This window comes from Paraburkholderia sp. BR10882 (genome assembly GCF_040948855.1).
Lineage (GTDB): Bacteria > Pseudomonadota > Gammaproteobacteria > Burkholderiales > Burkholderiaceae > Paraburkholderia > Paraburkholderia nodosa_A.
Map to the genome: position 1 here is coordinate 373,034 of NZ_JBFPKP010000002.1, position 20,983 is coordinate 394,016.

The 20,983-nt window shown below is 64.0% G+C and carries 21 protein-coding genes; 9 read left to right on the forward strand and 12 right to left on the reverse strand.

What is annotated here, in order from left to right:
* Positions 1–165: 165 nt before the first annotated feature.
* The 3 genes from AB3X99_RS06675 to AB3X99_RS06685 all read left to right on the forward strand — a co-directional run bounded on the left by AB3X99_RS06675 (position 166) and on the right by AB3X99_RS06685 (position 1,903).
* Complete coding sequence (locus tag AB3X99_RS06675; RefSeq protein WP_368616470.1) at positions 166–996, forward strand: MipA/OmpV family protein; 831 nt, start codon at positions 166–168, stop codon at positions 994–996.
* A 150-nt stretch (positions 997–1,146) separates the two neighbouring features.
* Complete coding sequence (locus tag AB3X99_RS06680) at positions 1,147–1,440, forward strand: zf-TFIIB domain-containing protein (protein WP_069261840.1); 294 nt, start codon at positions 1,147–1,149, stop codon at positions 1,438–1,440.
* 55 nt (positions 1,441–1,495) lie between these two features.
* Entirely contained in the window at positions 1,496–1,903 is a 408-nt protein-coding gene (locus AB3X99_RS06685) for a TerB family tellurite resistance protein (protein ID WP_368616471.1), read from the forward strand.
* A gap of 119 nt (positions 1,904–2,022) precedes the next feature.
* On the opposite strand, the gene AB3X99_RS06690 is transcribed toward AB3X99_RS06685, so the two are convergent.
* The 4 genes from AB3X99_RS06690 to AB3X99_RS06705 all read right to left on the reverse strand — a co-directional run bounded on the left by AB3X99_RS06690 (position 2,023) and on the right by AB3X99_RS06705 (position 5,736).
* Positions 2,023–2,679, reverse strand: a complete 657-nt coding sequence (locus AB3X99_RS06690) for a response regulator transcription factor (protein ID WP_321930572.1) — start codon at positions 2,677–2,679, stop codon at positions 2,023–2,025.
* A gap of 71 nt (positions 2,680–2,750) precedes the next feature.
* A complete protein-coding gene (locus tag AB3X99_RS06695) occupies positions 2,751–4,103 on the reverse strand; it encodes a sensor histidine kinase (RefSeq protein ID WP_368616472.1) in 1,353 nt (450 codons plus the stop codon).
* A gap of 74 nt (positions 4,104–4,177) precedes the next feature.
* A complete protein-coding gene (locus AB3X99_RS06700) occupies positions 4,178–4,660 on the reverse strand; it encodes a hypothetical protein (protein ID WP_342946966.1) in 483 nt (160 codons plus the stop codon).
* 233 nt (positions 4,661–4,893) lie between these two features.
* A complete protein-coding gene (locus AB3X99_RS06705; protein ID WP_368616473.1) occupies positions 4,894–5,736 on the reverse strand; it encodes an alpha/beta fold hydrolase in 843 nt (280 codons plus the stop codon).
* A gap of 163 nt (positions 5,737–5,899) precedes the next feature.
* Between AB3X99_RS06705 and AB3X99_RS06710 the strand changes: the two genes are divergently transcribed.
* Entirely contained in the window at positions 5,900–6,364 is a 465-nt protein-coding gene (locus AB3X99_RS06710) for a VOC family protein (RefSeq protein WP_368616474.1), read from the forward strand.
* A gap of 117 nt (positions 6,365–6,481) precedes the next feature.
* Here AB3X99_RS06710 and gltA read toward each other — a convergent pair whose 3' ends face one another.
* From gltA to AB3X99_RS06745, 7 genes are all read right to left on the reverse strand, one after another.
* Positions 6,482–7,783 (reverse strand): citrate synthase, encoded by a 1,302-nt coding sequence (gltA, locus tag AB3X99_RS06715; RefSeq protein ID WP_133183860.1) that lies wholly within the window; start codon positions 7,781–7,783, stop codon positions 6,482–6,484.
* A gap of 80 nt (positions 7,784–7,863) precedes the next feature.
* A complete protein-coding gene (locus AB3X99_RS06720; protein WP_028202905.1) occupies positions 7,864–8,130 on the reverse strand; it encodes a succinate dehydrogenase assembly factor 2 in 267 nt (88 codons plus the stop codon).
* 15 nt (positions 8,131–8,145) lie between these two features.
* On the reverse strand, positions 8,146–8,847 hold the full coding sequence (locus tag AB3X99_RS06725; RefSeq protein WP_069261394.1) for a succinate dehydrogenase iron-sulfur subunit: 702 nt from the start codon (positions 8,845–8,847) through the stop codon (positions 8,146–8,148).
* A 28-nt stretch (positions 8,848–8,875) separates the two neighbouring features.
* Complete coding sequence (gene sdhA / locus AB3X99_RS06730; RefSeq protein ID WP_069261395.1) at positions 8,876–10,651, reverse strand: succinate dehydrogenase flavoprotein subunit; 1,776 nt, start codon at positions 10,649–10,651, stop codon at positions 8,876–8,878.
* A gap of 4 nt (positions 10,652–10,655) precedes the next feature.
* A complete protein-coding gene (gene sdhD, locus AB3X99_RS06735; protein WP_042273220.1) occupies positions 10,656–11,024 on the reverse strand; it encodes a succinate dehydrogenase, hydrophobic membrane anchor protein in 369 nt (122 codons plus the stop codon).
* 3 nt (positions 11,025–11,027) lie between these two features.
* Positions 11,028–11,444, reverse strand: a complete 417-nt coding sequence (gene sdhC, locus AB3X99_RS06740) for a succinate dehydrogenase, cytochrome b556 subunit (RefSeq protein WP_069261396.1) — start codon at positions 11,442–11,444, stop codon at positions 11,028–11,030.
* Positions 11,445–11,593: 149 nt separating this feature from the next.
* Positions 11,594–12,391, reverse strand: coding sequence for a GntR family transcriptional regulator (locus AB3X99_RS06745; RefSeq protein WP_342946963.1), 798 nt, complete (start codon positions 12,389–12,391; stop codon positions 11,594–11,596).
* A 602-nt stretch (positions 12,392–12,993) separates the two neighbouring features.
* Here AB3X99_RS06745 and AB3X99_RS06750 point away from each other — a divergent pair.
* The 5 genes from AB3X99_RS06750 (at position 12,994) to acnA (ending at position 20,246) form a co-directional block, all read left to right on the forward strand.
* Positions 12,994–13,980, forward strand: coding sequence for a malate dehydrogenase (locus AB3X99_RS06750; RefSeq protein ID WP_069261397.1), 987 nt, complete (start codon positions 12,994–12,996; stop codon positions 13,978–13,980).
* Positions 13,981–14,144: 164 nt separating this feature from the next.
* Entirely contained in the window at positions 14,145–15,158 is a 1,014-nt protein-coding gene (locus AB3X99_RS06755; RefSeq protein ID WP_368616475.1) for a CoA ester lyase, read from the forward strand.
* Positions 15,159–15,444: 286 nt separating this feature from the next.
* A complete protein-coding gene (locus AB3X99_RS06760; RefSeq protein ID WP_069261399.1) occupies positions 15,445–15,969 on the forward strand; it encodes a hypothetical protein in 525 nt (174 codons plus the stop codon).
* 19 nt (positions 15,970–15,988) lie between these two features.
* Complete coding sequence (locus tag AB3X99_RS06765; protein WP_368616476.1) at positions 15,989–17,452, forward strand: bifunctional 2-methylcitrate dehydratase/aconitate hydratase; 1,464 nt, start codon at positions 15,989–15,991, stop codon at positions 17,450–17,452.
* A gap of 76 nt (positions 17,453–17,528) precedes the next feature.
* Entirely contained in the window at positions 17,529–20,246 is a 2,718-nt protein-coding gene (gene acnA / locus AB3X99_RS06770) for an aconitate hydratase AcnA (protein WP_368616477.1), read from the forward strand.
* Between the two features lie 100 nt (positions 20,247–20,346).
* On the opposite strand, the gene AB3X99_RS06775 is transcribed toward acnA, so the two are convergent.
* Positions 20,347–20,949 carry a response regulator transcription factor gene (locus AB3X99_RS06775; RefSeq protein ID WP_069261842.1) on the reverse strand — a complete coding sequence of 201 codons (603 nt, stop codon included), beginning with the start codon at positions 20,947–20,949 and terminating at the stop codon, positions 20,347–20,349.
* Positions 20,950–20,983 lie beyond the last annotated feature (34 nt).

Genomic DNA, 20,983 nt, shown 5'->3' on the forward strand with positions numbered 1-20,983 from the left:
CCCGGCCGCGCGGAGTTCCATTGTGAGTGCGTCGCACTCAACGAACGACGCCGCGGCTCACCAGGCAAACCCGGAGGCTTCATGCCACTCGCAATCCGCACTGCGCAACAACGAAAAAACAGAATAAAACCATCGGCGCCGCGCCGCTCGCGGGCCACGCAGCGTGTGTCTCTCGCCGCTGCGGCATGCGCTCTCGCCGCGCTCGCCCCGCGTGCCGAGGCGCAGACCCCCTCGCCGCTCGGCGAATGGCAATATTCCGCGGGCATTCCGCTGGAAAAGATGTTTCAGCCGAACCGTCCCGACTTCGAGGCGCGGCTCGGCGTGGGCGCCACCTTCGAACCGCGCTACGACGGCTCGGACCGCTATCACACGCTGGTCGGGCCGAGCATCGATCTGCGCTACAAGGACATCCTGTTCGGTTCGACGGGCGAAGGCTTCGGCGTCAACGTTCTGCAGGGCCCGAACTGGCGCGTGAGCGTCGCCGGGGCCTACGACCTCGGACGGCGCGGCCAGGACGACCCGACGCGGCTGCACGGCATGGGCAACATCAACCCGGCGCCCGAATTGAAGATCGCCGGCGAGTACGTGATTTCGAAGGACTTTCCGCTCGTGTTCCGCACCGCCTTCACGCGCAGTTTCGGCGGTTCGAACGGCTGGACCGCGGATCTCGGCGCCTATATGCCGCTGCCCGGCAGCAACCAGAACTTCTACTGGTTCGCCGGCCCCTCGGTCACATTCGCCGACTCGAACTACATGCAGAGCTGGTTTGGCGTGACGCCGCAGCAGGCGGCCGCGTCGGGTTACCGTCAGTACGACGCGAGCGCGGGCCTCAAGTCGGCCGGCTTCGGCATCACGATGGTCTACTTCGTCAACAAACATTGGTTCGTGAGCGCGGACGGCGCCATCAAGCGCCTGCTCGGCAGCGCCTCGCAAAGCCCGATCATCCAGTCGAAGACGGGCGGCGTTTGCGACGTCTCGATCAATTACCAGTTCTAGCGTGGCCGGCCGCCTGACCGGCGTCGGGCCGGCGCGCTCCTCATTCTTCGCTCATTTTGCTCTGTCAGGATGGTTTCCATCGAGGCCGCGTTGCCCTTCAGGCAAGACGGCACGGGCCTCGATGACCTGTCACTCATCACGGAGCGCATCATGAAATGCCCCAACTGCCCTGACGTCACCCTCTCGCTCACTGAGCGTCAGGGCGTCGAACTCGACTACTGCCCGCAGTGTCGCGGCGTCTGGCTCGATCGCGGCGAACTCGACAAGCTGATCGAACGCAGCGGCAACCGGCACTACCGCAACGAAGGCGATGCACAGGCATTCCGCCAGCACGGCTCGAAGCACAGCGCGCAACACGGCGACTATGCCCCGCGCCGCGCTCACGAAAGCTACCGCGGCAACAGCCACCGTCGCAAGTCGTGGCTGCAGGACATCTTCGACTGAGCCGCTGCTGCGCCTGCCGTTTTATCGACATCACGTTTGAAGAGGATTCCTGACCATGCGTACCTATACCTGCAACAGCCCGCAAGCCGCGGGCCGCATCGTCGCCGTCGCGCTGCTCGCAGACGGCCACCTGAGCAGCGAGGAGCTTGCAGCCGTCCATCGCGCGCGCCTGGCCGACCGGCTCGGCCTTGCGCCCGGCGAATTCGGCGACATCCTCAAGGGCCTCTGCGAAGACTTGCAGACCACTTCGCACCTGAACTGGAGCGATGCGTGCAAGCTCGACTCCGACGTGATGCAGCAGGTGATGCGCGAGCTCGACGATCCCGCGCTGCGTGCCGAAGTGCTGAATCTGTGCCATGTGGCCGTGTATTCGGACCGGCACGTGTCCGAAAGCGAAGTCGCGCTGCTCGCCTCGCTTAGCCGTGCGTGGCAGAAGGAACCCTGGCAGCGCCTGCTGGCGTAAGTTCGAGCGCGATGCGTGACCTTCCCCCGCGCATCGCGCCACGCGGCGAGCCCCGCGCCCGCCGCGGTTTTTACAGCGCGCAGCTTTTTGCGCGCTTTTTTCTTCGATTGCGCCGACGCTCACACGCACACGGCCCAGCCGAGCCCGCGCACATTGCGGATCACCGCGTGACCGAACTTGCGGCGCACGCTGTAGATTACGGCGTCGACCGCGTTGCTTTCCACTTCCTCACCCCAGCCATAGAGCCGCTCCTCGATTTGCTGTCGCGACAGGATCGCGCCCGGCCGCTCGAGCAACGCGAGCATGAGCGCGTATTCGCGCGCGGAGAGATCGTCGGACTGACCGTCGAACGTGAGGCGGCGCGCGTTCATGTCGAGTGTGACGCGGCCGCTGCCCATGGTCGGCGAGGCAAAGCCCGACTTGCGTCGCACCACGGCGCGGATGCGCGCGAGCAGCTCCTTGCTCTCGAATGGCTTCACGAGATAGTCGTCGGCGCCGAGATCGAGGCCTTCCACGCGCGTGTCCACGTCGTCGCGCGCGGTGATGATGAGCACGGGCGTGGCGTCCTGCGACTCGCGCAGCGTGCGCAGCACGTCGAGCCCGCTCATATCGCCGAGACCGAGGTCGAGCAGCACCGCCGTATACGAGCCGTCGCGAATGGCGTCGCGACCGCTCTCGCCCGTGCGCACCCAGTCGACGCTGTATGACGCGTCCTTCAACGCGCGCAGCAGCGCTGGGCCGATCAGCAGATCGTCTTCGATCAGCAGAATGCGCATCGTGTCCGTCCCTTGTTTCGCATGCTTCCCCGGATTTTGCCTGACCTGTGCTCGCTAGATCGACGCGGTGCTCACGCGCGCGGCAGCTCGCGCGGTAATTCGATACGCGCGACGATTCCGCTTTGCCCATCGCGCCGGTTCGCGAGCGTCACGCACCCGCGATAGCTGCGCGCTACCGCCTGCGCGATGGCGAGACCAAGGCCGCTGCCGTGCGAGTCGTGCTTACCACGCGGGTCACCCCGATGACCACCCGCGCGAAAAAACCGGTCGAACACGCGCGGCAAATCGGCCTCGGCGATGCCGGGTCCGTTGTCGATCACGTCGATGACGACACTTTTGTCCTCGCGACGCACCGCCACGTCCACGTTCGCGCCTGCGTGGCTATAGCGAATCGCGTTGTCCACGAGGTTGCGCACGAGCACGCGCATGTCTGTTTCGGTTGCGCGCACCGTCACGTCGTCGAGGCGCGTCACGCCCAGATCGACGCCGCGCGCGTCGGCGAGCGGCAGCAGGTCGGCCAGCACGTCAGTGACGACTTGCGCGAGCGGCACCTCCGCCAGCACGCGTTGCGTGCTGCCGATTTCGGCGCGCGCGAGACCGAGCAGCTGCGAAACGAGCGCCCCGGTGCGCACGATGCCGCGGCGCAGTTCCTCGAAGCGCTCCGGGTACTGTTCGGGCGGCGCGTTGTGCAGGTTGTCGATCTGCAACTGCATGGCGGAGATCGGCGAGCGCAGTTCGTGCGCGGCATCGGCGATGAACATGCGCTCGGCATTCACGAGCACGGAAAGGCGCTCGATCATACGATTGATCGACTCGACGAAGGGTCGCAGCTCGACGGGTGCCTGCCGCACTTCGAGCGGCTTGAGGTCGTGCAGATCGACCTTCGCCGCACGCCGACCGACGCGCTCCAGCGGCCGCAGTGAAACGCGCACCGTCACCGCGATCGTGAGCGCGAGCAGTGGCAGCAGCGCGAGTACCGGCAACAGGCTCCAGAACGCCACGCGCAAGGCGTTGCGATTGCGCATGCTGCGCGATTCGGCTACCTGAATGTATTCGTCGCCGGCGGCGAGTGCGAACACGTCCCATGACTCGCCGTCGTACTCGACCGACGAGAAGCCGCTTGGCGCGCGCGGCAGCGCGATACGCGCGTTGCTCGTGCGGCTCGGGACTTCGCCGTCGTCGGCGGACCAGATCTGCACGACGAAATTGTCGGCGGCGTCGCTGTCGCCGCGCGGCTCGATCGCGCGATGCGGCACGCCGGTCTGCACGTGCGCGGCAGCATCGCGCAGCGTCGTGTTGAACTCGGCGGCGAGACTGCGCACGACGAGGAAGGTGCCGAGCGCACCCAGCATGCCGACGAGGATCGCGAGCGTGCCGATCACAATGCTCAGGCGGCGATGCAGGGAATGCGCGGCAAAAAACATGGAGCGTCTCGGGTGGGAAGGCGCGCTCCATCATAAAGGATTCGCCGTGCGCAAATCAGGCCGTGCGGTGGGTTTCAGCGATGCGAGCCGCCATGCATGCCACCCGCCCCGCTCCAGACGCCGCCGTGACCACCGTGGAAACCGCCATGAAATCCGCCGTGCATGCCTGGCCCCGGATGCATATGTGGGCCGCCAGGAAAGACGTGATCCATGTGATGAAAGTGATGGAAGTGATCGACGAACACGAACGAGCCGCCCACGAACACCGGCGGCCACCAGCCGTACCATGGACCGGCGTACCAGGTCGTCGCGTCGGTCCATGCCACCGGGTAGACCAGCGTGCCGTCGTTACCCTGCACGATCTGCCAGGTGCCGTCGGGCTGCAGGCAGGCGAGACCGCTGATCACCTGCGGCGCGCCGTCGATCTCGGCAGTGCCGGTGACGGTGCGGCAGTCGGGCGGCGGGTAAGACGACGCGTCCGCGGGCTGCTGCGACGTGGCCGACGTCGTGCAGGCGCCCAGACAGGCCAGCGCCGTGAAGACGAGAAGTTTGCGCATGATGTCGCCCCTCTCGACGGACCGGCCTCGCAGCGCACGGGCTGTGCGCCTTGGCCGTGAAGACTCCATCGGTACGCCTGGCACGCAGCGCGTGAGCGGGCTCGCGCCGGCCGCGTGTCATCTGCAAAACGAGGGGCGCGGGGGCACTATTCCGTTGCGCCCGGCGCGAGCGGCCAGGCCCTGATTACGACTTGTATCCGCGACGTGGTTCCGCGAACTGGACGTGTCGCGTTTCATGCCTGCCACCGCTTGACGAACTCCCGGATATCGTCGTTCACACGCGCGGCGTGGTTGAAGTACATGCCGTGCGTGCCGCCCTCATAGACCTTCAGCGTCGCGTGCTCGAGCGCGGCCGCCGTGGGACGTCCGGTTATCTCGAGCGGCGCCGAGGCATCGCAGTCGCCGTGCAGCACGAGCGCCGGCACGTCGATCGCGGCCAGTTCGCGGCGAAAGTCGGTGACCATCTGCACGCGCGACAGCTGCGCCGCGCCGTACAGCGACGCGTTCAGCATCATGTCGGCCGTCCACTGAATGACCGCGTGCGATGTACCGGGGCTGAAGTAAGCCTCGGCGCGCCGCGAGATCCAGTCGGGAAACGACGTGAGCATCTCTTCGATGGACGCTTCGAAAAGACTCGCATCGAGGCCGCCAGGATTGTCAGCAGTCTTGAGCAAGCACGGCGTCGACGCCGGCGAAAGCAGCACAATGCCTGCCACGCGGCGCGAGCCGTAGCGGCTCAAATAGCGCACGATCTCGCCGCTCGCGAACGAATGGCCGACCAGCGTGGCGCGTTCCAGACCTCGGGCGGCAAGGACAGCTTCGAGATCGTCGGCGAGCGTGTCGTAGTCGTAGCCGCGGCCCGGGTCGCTCGAGCGGCCATGCCCGCGGCGGTCGTAGGCCACGCAGCGAAACCCCGCGGCCGCGAGCGGCGCGCACTGGTAGTTCCACATGTCGGCGTTGAGCGTCCAGCCCGAGAGGAACACGAGCGGTGCGCCGTCGCCCCAGTCGCGATAGTGCAGCGCGGTATCGTCGTCGATGCGGATGTAGCCGGGTTGGCGGGCGTTGAGAGTTGCCATGGTCGTCGCTCCTTGCGGGTGGGGTGTGCCGATGAGCGACATCGTCGTCGATGCCGTGCGAGCTGACGATTACGTGGGAGGTAAAGGCCGGGCGTGAGCGCGCTGCGCGCAATCGCACCACGCTGGTGCTAGATTCGTCACACGTACTGCCTGGGAGACAAGCATGAGCAACCTCTCGCCGCGTCCGGCCTTCGGGTCTGCCATCTACTATCGCGATCCGTTCGCCGCGCTCGACTGGCTCGAAAAGGCGTTCGGCTTTACGCGCCAGTTCGTCGTCACGTCGCCGGACGGGAAGCTCGGTCACTCGGAAATGCGCTTTGGCGACGGCTACGTGATGATTTGCGGCGGCTGGGCCGGCATGCCCTACACGAGCCCCGCCGAACTGGAAGGCAGGAACACGCAGTCGGTCCACGTGCAGCTGAAAAGCGGCCTCGACGCGCATTGCGAACGCGCCCGCGCCGCCGGGGCAAAGATCATCCGCGAGCCGGCGGACCAGTTCTACGGCGACCGCGTCTATGTGGCGTGCGACCCCGAAGGCCACGTATGGAGCTTCGGCGAGACGGTGCGCGAGGTCACGCGCGAGGAGGCGGAAGCGGCGAGCGGGCTGAAGATCGACGGCTGGATTTGAGCGCGGCCGCGGCCTCAAATAGAAAACGCCCCGACGGGCGATAACCCGTCGGGGCGTTTGCATGAGAGCTCGCACGCGGCGCGCCATCGAGCGCGCGGCGTGGCAAAGCGAAACTGCTTAGCGTTGCGAGATCGGCTTCGCTTCGCGCGGCGTTTCGCCGATGAACAGCTGACGCGGACGGCCGATCTTCTGCTCGGGGTCGGCGATCATTTCGTTCCACTGCGCAATCCAGCCCACCGTACGTGCCATCGCGAAGATACACGTGAACATCGAGGTCGGGATGCCCAGTGCGCGCTGCACGATGCCCGAGTAGAAGTCGACGTTCGGGTACAGCTTGCGCGACACGAAGTATTCGTCTTCCAGCGCGATCTTTTCGAGCTGCATGGCGAGCTTGAAGAGCGGATCGTCGTGCAGGCCCAGTTCGTTGAGCACTTCGTAGCACGTTTCGCGCATGAGCTTCGCACGCGGATCGTAGTTCTTGTACACGCGGTGGCCGAAGCCCATCAGCTTCACGCCCGAGTTCTTGTCCTTCACCTGCTTGATGAACTCAGGAATCTTGTCCGGCGAGCCGATTTCTTCCAGCATGTTCAGTGCGGCTTCGTTCGCACCACCGTGCGCCGGGCCCCACAGACAGGCGATACCCGCAGCGATACACGCGAACGGATTCGCACCCGACGAACCGGCCAGACGTACGGTAGACGTCGAAGCGTTCTGCTCGTGGTCGGCGTGCAGGATGAGGATACGGTCGAGGGCGCGCACGAGCACGTCGTTGACCTTGTACTCTTCGCACGGGTTCGAGAACATCATGCGCATGAAGTTCGCGCTGTACGACAGATTGTTCTGCGGATACACGAACGGCTGGCCGATCGAGTACTTGTACGCCATGGCGACGAGCGTCGGCAGCTTCGCGATCATACGGATCGCCGAAACTTCACGATGCTTCGGGTTATTGATGTCGAGCGAGTCGTGATAGAACGCCGACAGCGCGCCGACTGCGGCGACCAGAATCGCCATCGGGTGCGCGTCGCGACGGAAGCCGCGGAAGAAGAACTGCATTTGCTCGTGAACCATCGTGTGCTGCGTGACGGTCTTCACGAACTCTTCCTTCTGCGCCGCGTTCGGCAGTTCGCCGCGGTACAGCAGGTAGCAGGTTTCGAGGAAGTCGGCGTTTTGCGCGAGGTTGTCGATCGGGTAGCCGCGGTAAAGCAGCTCGCCCTTGTCCCCGTCGATGTACGTGATCGCCGAGTTGCACGACGCCGTCGACATGAAGCCCGGGTCATACGTGAACTTGCCGGTCTGACCGTACAGTTTGCGGATGTCGATCACATCCGGGCCCATCGTGCCCTTGTAGATCGGCAGTTCGACGCTCGGCGAATTGTCGCTGAACGATAGCGTGGCTTTTACATCAGACGGGGTCATAGCACATCCTCAATCGAAGATAAACACGGGATTCGATAATTTTGTACGTCGGGCGCGGCGCCTCCATATTGCCGCCGCGCTCAGACGTTCCGAAGCAGCTCCAGCACCCGCTTCACGTCCGGGTCGGCAAGGTCGCCTTCTGGTTCCTTGCGCGCGAGCAGCAAGTCCATCAGGTCGTTATCGCTCAGCTCGAGCAGGCGCGTGAGAGCGCCCACGTCGGCGTCGCTGAGTTCATGCTCATAGCGCTCGAAAAACCGCTCAAAAATCAGATCGTTTTCGAGCAGGCCGCGCCGCGCGCGCCAGCGAAGGCGCGCGCGACGATGGGGGTCAGACTGGTGCGATTCCATTTCAGAACAACAACATCAAACCGCGCGGCGGAACATCAGTTCCTTGATCTTGCCGATCGCCTTCGTCGGGTTCAGGCCCTTCGGGCAAACGTCGACGCAGTTCATGATCGTATGGCAGCGGAACAGACGGTACGGGTCCTCGAGGTTGTCGAGGCGCTCGCCGGTCGCTTCGTCGCGGCTGTCCGCGATGAAGCGGTAAGCCTGCAGCAGACCTGCCGGGCCGACGAACTTGTCCGGGTTCCACCAGAAGCTCGGGCACGAAGTCGAGCAGCTTGCGCACAGAATACACTCGTACAGGCCATCGAGTTCGTCACGCTGCTCAGGCGACTGCAGACGCTCCTTCTCGGGCGGCGGCGTGTCGTTGATCAGGTACGGCTTGATCGAGTGGTACTGGTTGAAGAACTGCGTGAAGTCGCAGATCAGGTCGCGCACGACGGGCAGGCCCGGCAGCGGACGCAGCACGATCTTCGCCGGCAGGTCGTTCAGGTTCGTGAGGCACGCGAGACCGTTCTTGCCGTTGATGTTCATGGCGTCCGAACCGCACACGCCTTCACGGCACGAACGGCGGAACGACAGCGTCTCGTCCAGTTCCTTGAGCTTGACCAGCGCGTCGAGCAGCATGCGCTCGTGCGTGAGTTCCAGCTCGTACGTTTGCATGCGCGGCGCCGCGTCCTTGTCCGGGTCGTAGCGATAGACTTCAAAAATGCGTTTGGCCATTTCCAATTCCTTTTGACTGGCGTGTGCCTTAGAACGTACGCGCCTTCGGCGGCACGGACTCGACGGTCAGCGGTTGCATGTGGACCGGCTTGTAATCGAGTCGGTCGCCTTCGCTGAACCAGAGCGTATGGCGCAGCCAGTTTTCGTCGTCGCGGTGTTCGAAGTCGCTCTGTGCGTGTGCACCACGGCTTTCCTTACGGGCTTCAGCCGAAACCATCGTTGCGCGTGCAACTTCGATAAGGTTCGCCACTTCGAGCGCTTCCACGCGCGCCGTGTTGAACACCTTCGACTTGTCCTTCAGGTGAATGTGCTTCGCGCGCTCAGCGATCTCCGCGATGTCCTTCACGCCGTCTGCCAGCAGCTTCGACGTGCGGAACACGCCTGCGTGCTTCTGCATCGAGCCGCGGATGTCGTTCGCGACGCTTTGCGCGTACTCGCCCGAGGTCGACTTGTCGAGCTCGGCAAGGCGCGAGAGCGCGAAGTCGGCGGCGTCGGCCGGCAGCGGCTTGTGGTCCTTGAGCTCCTTGACGTGCTTGACGATGTGGTTGCCAGCCGCACGGCCGAACACCACGAGGTCGAGCAGCGAGTTCGTGCCGAGACGGTTTGCGCCGTGCACCGAGACGCACGAGCATTCGCCCACGGCGTAGAAGCCGTTGACGACTTCTTCGTGACCCTTGGGCGTGCCAACGACCTGGCCGTTGATGTTCGTCGGGATGCCGCCCATCTGGTAGTGGATGGTCGGCACGACCGGGATCGGCTCCTTGATACAGTCCACGTTCGCGAACTTGAGCGCGATTTCGCGGATCGACGGCAGACGCTTCATGATCGTCTCGGCGCCGATGTGCGAAAGGTCGAGCAGCACGTGGTCCTTGTGCGGACCCACGCCGCGGCCTTCCTTGATTTCCTGGTCCATCGAACGCGAAACGAAGTCGCGCGGCGCCAGGTCCTTCAGGGTCGGCGCGTAACGCTCCATGAAGCGCTCGCCGTTCGAGTTACGCAGAATGCCGCCTTCGCCGCGCACGCCTTCCGTGATCAGCACGCCCGCGCCGGCCACGCCGGTCGGGTGGAACTGCCAGAACTCCATGTCCTGCAGCGCGATGCCCGAACGGGCCGCCATGCCGAGGCCGTCACCGGTATTGATGAACGCGTTGGTCGATGCCGCGAAGATCCGGCCCGCGCCGCCCGTGGCGAACAGCGTGGTCTTGCCTTCGAGGATGTAGACGTCGCCCGTTTCCATTTCGAGCGCGGTCACGCCGAGCACGTCGCCGTCGGCGTCGCGGATCAGGTCGAGCGCCATCCATTCGACGAAGAACGTGGTCTTCGCCGCGACGTTCTGCTGGTACAGCGTGTGCAGCAGCGCGTGGCCGGTACGGTCAGCAGCAGCACAGGCGCGCTGGACCGGCTTCTCGCCGTAGTTGGCCGTGTGGCCGCCGAACGGGCGCTGGTAGATCGTGCCGTCGGCGTTACGGTCGAACGGCATGCCCATGTGTTCGAGCTCGTACACGGCGTTCGGCGCTTCACGGCACATGAACTCGATCGCGTCCTGATCGCCGAGCCAGTCGGAGCCCTTGATCGTGTCGTAGAAGTGGTAGTGCCAGTTGTCTTCGCTCATGTTGCCGAGCGAGGCGCCGATGCCGCCCTGGGCCGCCACCGTGTGCGAACGCGTGGGGAATACCTTCGAGAGCACACAAACCGACAGGCCAGCGCGCGCGAGTTGCAGCGAAGCGCGCATCCCCGAGCCGCCAGCACCGACGATGACCACGTCGAACTTGCGACGCGGCAATGAATTCTTGATTGCAGCCATTCTTTTACACTCTCCAGAGAATCTGAGCGGCGTAGCCGAGGCTGCCCAGCAGCCATGCGATCGTGAGGACGTCCAGCGTGATGCGCAGGCCGACCGGCTTGATGTAGTCCATCCAGATGTCACGCACACCGACCCACGCGTGCAGGAACAGCGCGATCAGGGTGACGAACGTCGCGAGCTTCATCCACTGCGCGGCGAAGATGGAGGCCCAGCCGTCATACGAGAAGTCGTGCGCGCCGAAGAACAGCACGAGCAGCACGATCGTGTAGATCGCCATGATCACGGCGGTGGCGCGTTGCGCGATCCAGTCGCGAATGCCGTAGTGAGCGCCGACGACAAGGCGCTTCGGACCGATACCGTTATTAGCCGACATTTTTTAGAACGCTCCGAAGAGTTTTGCCGCAAAGGCGATCGTGAGGACCGTGGAGATGATCACGACGACGAGGGAGGTCGACTTGCCTTTTTCCTTGCTCACGAGGCCATGGTTGAAGTCCATGCACAGGTGACGCACGCCAGCGCAGAAGTGAAACAGGAACGCCCACCCGAGGACCAGCACGATGAGCTTGACGATGATATTGGAGAGGAAGCCCTTGAATACCTCGAAGCTAAGCTCCGAAGTGAGGCTCTGGTCCAACAGGAACAAGATGAAAGGCAGGAACAGGAACAACAACGCACCGCTGACGCGGTGGCCGATCGACACACGACCGGCCAGAGGCAGGCGGTATGCGAACAATATCTGCCCAAGCCCGATGTTCCGGTATTCCGGCCTCGGTTTTTTTGCGGCTTCTGCCATGCTAGACCCCTACTATGTGTTAACACTAATTCGCAATTTTAGCGCCTTTTCATATCGCGCTGCAGCGAAATCCACGTCGGGTACGGCTGGTGGTGCGCGCAAGCAAAGGCACTCTGGGGAAGGCTCCGCGCCTCTTGCGCGGTCGCCCGTCAACTCAAATCGTTCTGATAGTAGTACCCGGTTGTGACATACCATCCGCGGCGGACCTCGACCGGCCGGTCTCCATAGGTATAGGACACGCGCTCGACCGACAGCAAAGGAAAACCTGCGGGCACCTTGAGAAGATCGGCCACCGAGGGCTCCGCGGCCACGGCGCGGATCTTCTCGGTTGCACGAATCATGCGCGTGCCGAATTCCGCTTCGAACATGGCGTAGAGCGGGCCTTTGTACTCGGCGAGGCGCTCGCTCGTGAGCCCGCGGAACACCCCGCCGGGCAGCCAGATTTCGTCGAGCACGGTGCTCTCGCCGTCGAACTGCAAGAGACGCCGGATCAGCACCACCGGGTCCGAGGGCTTGAGGTCGAGCTGCCGCGCGATCTCGGCCGAAGCGCGCAGGCGCCGGCACTCGAGCAGCTTGCTCACGTGCGGGTGCTCCGCGCCGTCATCGGCGAGTAATCTAAGAAAGCGAAACTGGGCGCGCTCTTCGTTGTGCGTTGCAACAAACGTGCCCTTGCCCTGGCGGCGCACCAGCAGATTGTCGGCAGCCAGCTCGTCGATCGCCTTGCGCACGGTCCCCTGGCTCACCTTGTAACGGGCGGCCAGTTCGACTTCGCTGGGGATGATTTCGCCGGGCTTCCATTCGCCGGACTCGAGGCTCTGGGTAATGAGCCCCTTGATCTGCTGGTACAGCGGACTGAAGGTCGGGGACGGCGGAACCGCGGGCGCAGACGCTTGAGCCCCGCTCTCGGGAGCGGTGGAATTCGCGTTGCTGGCCGGGTTTGCACTCATGGCGCGCATTTCAACATAAAGCCCCCTACGCATCAAGCATTTTGCCTGCAATAGTTATGTCTTATATAAGACATAAGATACTGTTGACTTTGACCCTGACGACTCCTACACTCCCGATCGAGCAAGGGTTTGCGGGCGGCCTGCATGCTAATTTCAGGACATGAAAACGGCATGACGAAGAGGCGCCGCCGGCTGCATCCACCTCGTGGCGAATGCGCCGCGATCCGCCTTGCACGATGCTGTTCCCTCACGCAGTAAACGCAGTAAAGGTTTCGATCCGCCCAGCCGGCACGCGTGAGTCGTTGCGCGCCGCGCGTCTGTGGTAGAGCCCGAGCGAGCTGTTGCAGGAGTCGGCACACGCGAAGCGGCCAGCGTCTGGTGTCCCTCGAAGGGCGCCCCGTTCACCTCTTGCCATGTTGCACAGGTTACCGGCACGGCGGTCCGTGCCGGCGGCGCACGCTTCACGGCTTGTCAGTCATGGTCGTTCCAGTGAAGCGCGCACGCCGGCGATCAAGACCGCCTGTTTCACCTACGCTTCGTGTATCGCGCATATAGAATGGCGTTTTACCCTGGCGTCTAACGCATCTTCCTGGAGATTTTCAATGGCTAAGCCCGCAAAGCGCGTTGCCGTCACCGGCGCCGCAGGTCAGATCGCTTACTCCCTGCTGTTCCGCATTGCGAATGGCGACCTGCTCGGCAAGGATCAGCCCGTCATCCTGCAACTGCTCGACCTGCCGCAAGCGCAAGCCGCCGTCAAGGGCGTCGTGATGGAACTGGACGACTGCGCATTCCCGCTGCTCGCGGGCGTGGTCATCACCGACGACCCGAAGGTCGCGTTCAAGGACGCCGACGTCGCCCTGCTGGTTGGCGCACGTCCGCGCTCGAAGGGCATGGAGCGTAAGGACCTGCTCTCGGCCAACGCCGAAATCTTCACGGTTCAAGGCAAGGCGCTGAACGACGTCGCCAGCCGCGACGTGAAGGTGCTGGTCGTCGGCAACCCGGCCAACACGAACGCCTACATCGCCATGAAGTCGGCTCCGGACCTGCCGAAGAAGAACTTCACCGCCATGCTGCGTCTGGACCACAACCGCGCGCTCTCGCAACTGGCCGCCAAGTCGGGCAAGCCGGTAGCTTCGATCGAGAAGCTCGCCGTGTGGGGCAACCACTCGCCGACGATGTACCCCGACTTCCGTGTCGCAACGGCGGAAGGCCAGTCGCTGACCAAGCTGATCAACGACGACGAATGGAACCGCAACACGTTCATCCCGACGGTCGGCAAGCGCGGCGCGGCGATCATCGAAGCGCGCGGCCTCTCGTCGGCAGCTTCGGCCGCCAACGCTGCAATCGACCACGTGCGTGACTGGGTCCTCGGCACGAACGGCAAGTGGGTCACGATGGGTATCCCGTCGGACGGCTCGTACGGCATCCCCGAAGACATCATCTACGGCGTGCCGGTGACCTGCGAAAACGGCGAATACAAGCGCGTGGAAGGCCTCGAAATCGACGCGTTCTCGCGCGAGAAGATGGACGGCACGCTGGCTGAGCTGCTCGAAGAGCGCGAAGGCGTCGCTCACCTGCTCGGCAAGTAAGCCAGCTGGACGAACGGAACGCGCGTTTGACGCCCGTTCCGTTCTGCTTTATGGGCACGCGGGGCAGCCTCCGCGGCCCGCCTCGACCCGATCCGCATGCGCCTTGCCGGCAGGGCGCATGCGGATCCGGTATCTCCTCCAAAACTCGACTCCCGACGCCGAAGATGCGCGCCATTCTGCCAGCCGAAGTGCTGTTTGACGGCGAAGCGCCGCCCGCCATCCTGCCCGCATGCGACCACTACGCGGGCAGTGAGAAGCTGATGCTCAAATCGCTCGCGCTGCAGCAGCAGTTGGGCCCGGTATTCGACATCACGCTCGATTGCGAAGACGGCGCGCAGGTCGGCCGCGAAGCCGAACACGCCGAACTCGTGGCGTCGTTCATCGGCGGCGAACACGACCGCTTCGGCCGCATCGGCGTGCGCATCCACGATTTCCATCACCCCCACTGGCGCGACGACGTGCGCATGATCCTGCGCGCCGCGAAGCGCGCGCCGGCCTTCATTACTCTGCCGAAGATCCGCGCCGTGGGCGACGCCGCCGAAATGACGGCGTTCATCGAGGCCACGCGCGTCGAGATGGGGATCGACAAGCCCATTCCCGTTCAATTGCTGGTCGAAACGCATGGCGCACTCGCGCGCGTGTTCGACCTCGCCGCGCTGCGCGGCGTCGAGTCGCTGAGCTTCGGGCTGATGGACTTCGTCTCCGCGCACGACGGCGCGATTCCCGACACGGCGATGCGCTCGCCCGGCCAGTTCGACCACCCGCTCGTGCGCCGCGCGAAGCTCGAAATCGCAGCCGCGTGCCACGCGTTCGGCCGCGTGCCCTCGCACAACGTCAGTACGGAAGTGCGCGACATGGACGTGGTGGCGAACGACGCGCGCCGCGCACGCAACGAGTTCGGCTACACGCGCATGTGGAGCATTCACCCGGCGCAGATTCCCGCAATCGTGGCCGCTTTCGCGCCGCGCGACGAAGAAATCGCGCTGGCAGCCGAAATCCTGCTGGCCGCGCAACATACACAATGGGGTCCGACGCGCCACGGCGACACGCTGCACGACCGCGCGAGCTATCGCTATTACTGGTCGGTGCTGCGGCGCGCGCGCGCCACGGGCCGCGCCGTGCCGGCCGAAGCGGCGCCGCTGTTCGCGAGCGGGGAGCCGACGCGGGAGTCGGCATGAATGCGCGCCGGGAAGGCGCAGAAAACGTTTTCAACCTACTGCGCCAAGGCAAACAGGCGCATCGCGCGCCACCTGGCGCAGCGACGGCAGTCACGGACAGTTACAGGCAGTTACTTGCGAACCACGGCGCAAACAACACCGGGCCGGAGAAATTGAAGTTCATGGCGATAAATAGGTGAAAATAGCGTCCGCTGCGCGCTTTCGGGGCGCGCGCAGTGCAAACGGCGGTTGCCTGTTCAACCGCGCACTGATCAACCGCTTTTAGATAGATAAAGGTTTGACACTCATGAAGAAACTGCTGATCGCCGCTGTCATCGGCACGCTGTCCTCGACGCTGATGCTGGCCGCCACCGATGCCGCCGCACAAGGCACGTCGACCACGACCGCCAAGAAGCCGGCTCCGAAGCATCGCATCATCAAGCGCAAGGCCAACCCGGCCAAGGAAGCGAAGATGGATCCGGTCCCGGAAGGCTCGGAGCACTGGAGCTGCGCTGAAGGCGCACAATTCGACCTGAAGGGCGACATGGCGCGTGACCAGATCGTCACCGTTCACTGGGCGAACAAGAACTACAACCTGCCGCGTCAGGTCACGACCACGGGCGCCGACCGCTTCCACGACGCCGCTACCGGCCTCGACCTCGTCGTGATCCCGACGAAGGCCATGCTGTTCTCGGACAAGGACAGTTCGCGTCTGGCCGACGAGTGCAAGACTGTTGCAATGCAGCAAGGCGCAATGGCGCCGACCCAGGCTCAAGCGCTGAACCCGGCTAACCGCGCTCCGGCAGCCGCCAGCGGCGCCGCGGGCCAGTAAGGACCGCAGGATCGCCTCGATGTCCGCCCTGATCTCCAACGTCAGGCCGCATCCGGACCAGGTACTGGTCGATATCGTCGACTACGTGCTGGGCGGGTTTGCCAAAGACGGGGTTGACAGCGCGCTCGCGCTGACGACGGCCCGGCATTGCCTGATCGATACCCTCGGCTGCGGACTCGAGGCGCTCTCCTACCCCGCCTGCACCAAGTTGCTGGGACCGATCGTGCCGGGCACGATCGTCCCGCACGGTGCGAAAGTGCCGGGCACGCCATTCCAGCTCGATCCGGTTCAGGCCGCGTTCAACATCGGCGCGATGATCCGCTGGCTCGACTTCAACGACACCTGGCTCGCCGCCGAATGGGGCCATCCGTCAGACAACCTGGGCGGCATCCTCGCGACCGCCGACTGGCTCTCGCGCACCGCCGTCGCCCACGGCAAGCCACCACTCACCATGAAGCACGTGCTCGAAGGCATGGTGAAGGCGCACGAGATCCAGGGCTGCATTGCGCTGGAAAACTCGTTCAACCAGGTCGGTCTCGACCATGTGCTACTGGTGAAGCTCGCCTCCACCGCCGTGGTCGGACAAATGCTCGGGCTCACGCGCGACGAGCTGATCAACGCCGTTTCGCTCGCGATGGTCGACGGCCAGTCGCTGCGCACCTACCGCCACGCGCCCAATACGGGCTCGCGCAAGTCGTGGGCCGCAGGCGACGCCACCTCGCGCGCCGTGCGCCTAGCGCTCATGGCGAAAACGGGCGAGATGGGCTATCCCTCGGCGCTCACGGCAAAAACGTGGGGCTTCTACGACGTCTCGTTCAAGGGACAGCCGTTCAGGTTTCAGCGCCCCTACGGCACGTATGTCATGGAAAACGTGCTGTTCAAGATTTCGTTCCCCGCCGAATTCCACGCGCAGACCGCTGCCGAAGCCGCGATGACGCTGCACGGCATGCTGGCGCAACGCGGCAAGACGGCTGGGGACATCAAACGCATCATCATCCGCACGCATGAAGCGGCCATCCGCATCATCGACAAGAGCGGCCCGCTTGCCAACCCGGCCGATCGCGACCACTGTATCCAGTACATGGTCGCCGTGCCGCTGATCTTCGGCCGCCTCACCGCCTCCGACTACGAAGACGACGTCGCGAGCGACCCGCGCATCGACGCGCTGCGCGCGAAGACGGTATGCGTGGAAGACCCGCAATTTACGAAGGATTATCACGATCCGGACAAGCGCTCGATCGCGAATGCGCTCACCATAGAGCTCATCGACGGCACGACGCTCGACGAGGTCGTAGTCGAGTACCCGATCGGCCACAAGCGGCGCCGCGAAGAAGGCATTCCGCTGCTGATCGAGAAGTTTCGAATCAACCTCGTGCGCCGCTTCCCCGCGAAGCAGCAGCAGGCGATTCTCGATGTCTCGCTCGACGAGGCGCGGCTTTGCGCCCTGCCCGTCAACGAGTACGTCGACATGTATGTGATCTGAGCAATCAGGCAGGTATCAGTGACAGCAGCAAACGAGCAGTAAGCGTTATTTCCGCGATTAAACGAAGGAAAACACTATGGCCCACAATCTCCACAAAACGCTAAAAGAATTCGACAGCGGTTCCGGCAAAGGCAAGTTCTACTCGCTGCCGCAACTCGGCAAGCAGCTTGGCGTGAAGATCAATCGTCTGCCGGTCTCGATTCGTCTGGTGCTCGAGTCTGTGCTGCGTAACTACGACGGCAAGAAGATCGCGGAAGAGCACATCGAGCAACTCGCGAACTGGAAGCCGAACGCCACGCGCGTCGACGAGATCCCGTTCGTGGTCGCCCGCGTCGTGTTGCAGGACTTCACCGGCGTGCCGCTGCTCGCCGACATCGCCGCCATGCGCGGCGTGGCCAAGCAGGTCGGAAAGGACCCGAAGGTCATCGAGCCGCTCGTGCCGGTGGATCTCGTCGTCGACCACTCGGTCCAGATCGACTACTTCCGCCAGAAGGACGCGCTCGACCTGAACATGAAACTGGAATTCCAGCGCAACAACGAGCGCTACCAGTTCATGAAGTGGGGCATGCAGGCGTTCGACACGTTCAAGGTCGTGCCGCCGGGCATCGGCATCGTCCACCAGGTGAACCTGGAATACCTCGCGCGCGGCGTGCACAAGAAGGCCGAAGGCGGCGATACCGTCTACTACCCGGACACGCTCGTCGGCACCGACAGCCACACCACGATGATCAACGGTATCGGCGTGGTGGGCTGGGGCGTGGGCGGCATCGAAGCGGAAGCCGGCATGCTCGGCCAGCCGGTGTACTTCCTCACGCCTGACGTGGTGGGCGTCGAGCTCAAGGGCAAGCTGCGCGAAGGCTGCACGGCAACCGACCTCGTGCTGACCATCACCGAAATGCTGCGCAAGGAGAAGGTCGTCGGCAAGTTCGTCGAGTTCTTCGGCGAAGGCACGGCGTCGATCGGCGTGCCCGACCGCGCGACGATCGGCAACATGGCGCCGGAATACGGCGCGACGATGGGCTTCTTCCCCGTCGACGAAAAGACGATCGACTACTTCAAGGGCACGGGCCGCACGCCAGCCGAAATCGAGGCGTTCGCGAACTACTTCAAGGCGCAGGACCTCTTCGGTGTGCCGAAGGCCGGCGACATCGACTACACGAAGACGCTCGTCCTCGACCTCGGCACGGTCGCACCGTCGCTGGCCGGTCCGAAGCGCCCGCAAGACCGCATCGAAATCGGCAACGTGAAGTCGACCTTCACGGACCTGTTCTCGAAGCCGGTCGCGGAAAACGGCTTCAACAAGAAGGCCGCCGACCTCTCCGCCGAATACGCGGCGGGCGACAAGGTCAAGCTGCACAACGGCGACGTGCTGATCGCCGCGATCACGTCGTGTACGAACACGTCGAACCCGAGCGTGCTGCTGGCCGCCGGTCTGCTCGCGAAGAAGGCCGTGGAAGCGGGCCTGACGGTCGCGCCGCACATCAAGACGTCGCTCGCGCCGGGATCGCGCATCGTCACCGAATACCTGACGAAAACGGGCCTGCTGCCGTACCTCTCGAAGCTCGGCTTCGAACTCGCGGCATACGGCTGCACGACCTGCATCGGCAACGCCGGCGACCTGACGCCCGAACTGAACGAATCGATCGTCAAGAACGACGTCGTCGCGGCTGCGGTGCTCTCGGGCAACCGCAACTTCGAAGCGCGTATCCACCCGAACATCCGCGCGAACTTCCTGGCCTCGCCGCCGCTGGTGGTCGCATACGCGATCGCGGGCAACATCACGCGCGACCTGATGACGGAACCGGTGGGCAAGGGCAACGGCGGCCGTGACATCTACCTCGGCGACATCTGGCCGACGAGCGACGAAGTCAACGCGCTGCTCAAGTTCGCGCTCGATCCGGACGCGTTCCAGAAGAACTACAGCCAGCTCACGAAGAAGGGCGACCTGTGGAGCAAGATCGAAGGCGAAGAAGGTCAGGTCTACGACTGGCCGAAGTCGACCTACATCGCCGAGCCGCCGTTCTTCGGCAGCGATTTTTCGATGACGCCGTCCTCGGGCGTGCCCGAAATCAAGGGCGCGCGCGCACTGGGCATCTTCGGTGACTCGGTCACGACCGACCACATCAGCCCGGCTGGCTCGATCAAGGAAGACTCGCCCGCAGGCAAGTGGCTGAAGGAAAACGGCGTGCAGAAGGCCGACTTCAACAGCTACGGCTCGCGCCGCGGCAACCACGACGTGATGATGCGCGGCACCTTCGCGAACGTGCGTATCAAGAACCTGATGATCCCGGCGAAGGCCGACGGCACGCGCGTGGAAGGCGGCCTGACGATCCATCAGCCGAGCGGCGAACAGCTCTCGATCTATGACGCAGCGATGAAGTACATCGACGCCGGCACGCCGACCATGGTGTTCGCAGGCGAAGAGTACGGTACCGGTTCGTCGCGTGACTGGGCAGCCAAGGGCACGCAGCTGCTGGGCGTGAAGGCCGTGGTCGCACGCAGCTTCGAGCGTATCCACCGCTCGAACCTCGTTGGCATGGGCGTTCTGCCGCTGCAGTTCAAGGGTTCGGACAGCGTTCAGTCGCTCGGCCTGACCGGCGAAGAAACGTTCGACATCGAAGGCCTGACGGACGACTTCAAGCCGCAACAGGACCTGACGCTCGTGATCCACCACAAGGACGGCAAGGACCAGCGCGTGCAGGTGCTGCTGCGCATCGACACGCCGATCGAAGTCGACTACTACAAGCACGGCGGTATTCTGCCGTTCGTGCTGCGCTCGCTGCTCGCGGCGTAAGTACGCAGTTTTTTGCAGGTGCCGCGCCCGGCAACGGGTGCGGTCACACTTGGAGCCCGACGCAAGTCGGGCTTTTTTTTCGACTGGGCTCCGGGTCGAGCTATTCGATCAGCTTGTTCAACGTCGCAAACTCGATCAGCGCCGCAAGCGACGACACGCCGAGCTTGTCCAGTACGCGGGTCTTGTAGGTGCTGACGGTTTTATCGGAAAGCCCAAGCCGTGCCGCGATACCCTTGTTGCTCAAACCGCGCGCTAGATACTGCAGGACTTCGACTTCGCGAGGCGACAGCCCGTTGAGCGCGACGTCGCGTCCGCCACCGCAGCTACCCGCCGGGAAGCAGTCGTAGCCGAGCAAGACCGCCTTGACCACACCGCACAGTTCCTCCACACCGCGATTCTTGTTGACATAGCCGTTCGCGCCCGCGACGCGCGTGTGATTGGCCATGACCAGCTCGGGCTTCGCAGAGAGCACGAGAATGCGTGCGCCGGGCTGCGTCGTGCGAACGCCGCGGATCACGGAAAGGCCGTCGAGCTTCGGCAACTCGAGGTCGAGAATGACCAGATCGGGATGCAGTTGCTGGACGAGGCGCAGGCCCGCTTCGCCGTCGCTGCACTCGCCGACCAGTTCGTACTCCGTATTGAGCACGTTGGCGAGCATCTTCAGCACGATCGGATGGTCGTCGATGACGACGACGCGTTTCATTTTTTGTTCCATGGTGGCGTATTCGTTTGACCCT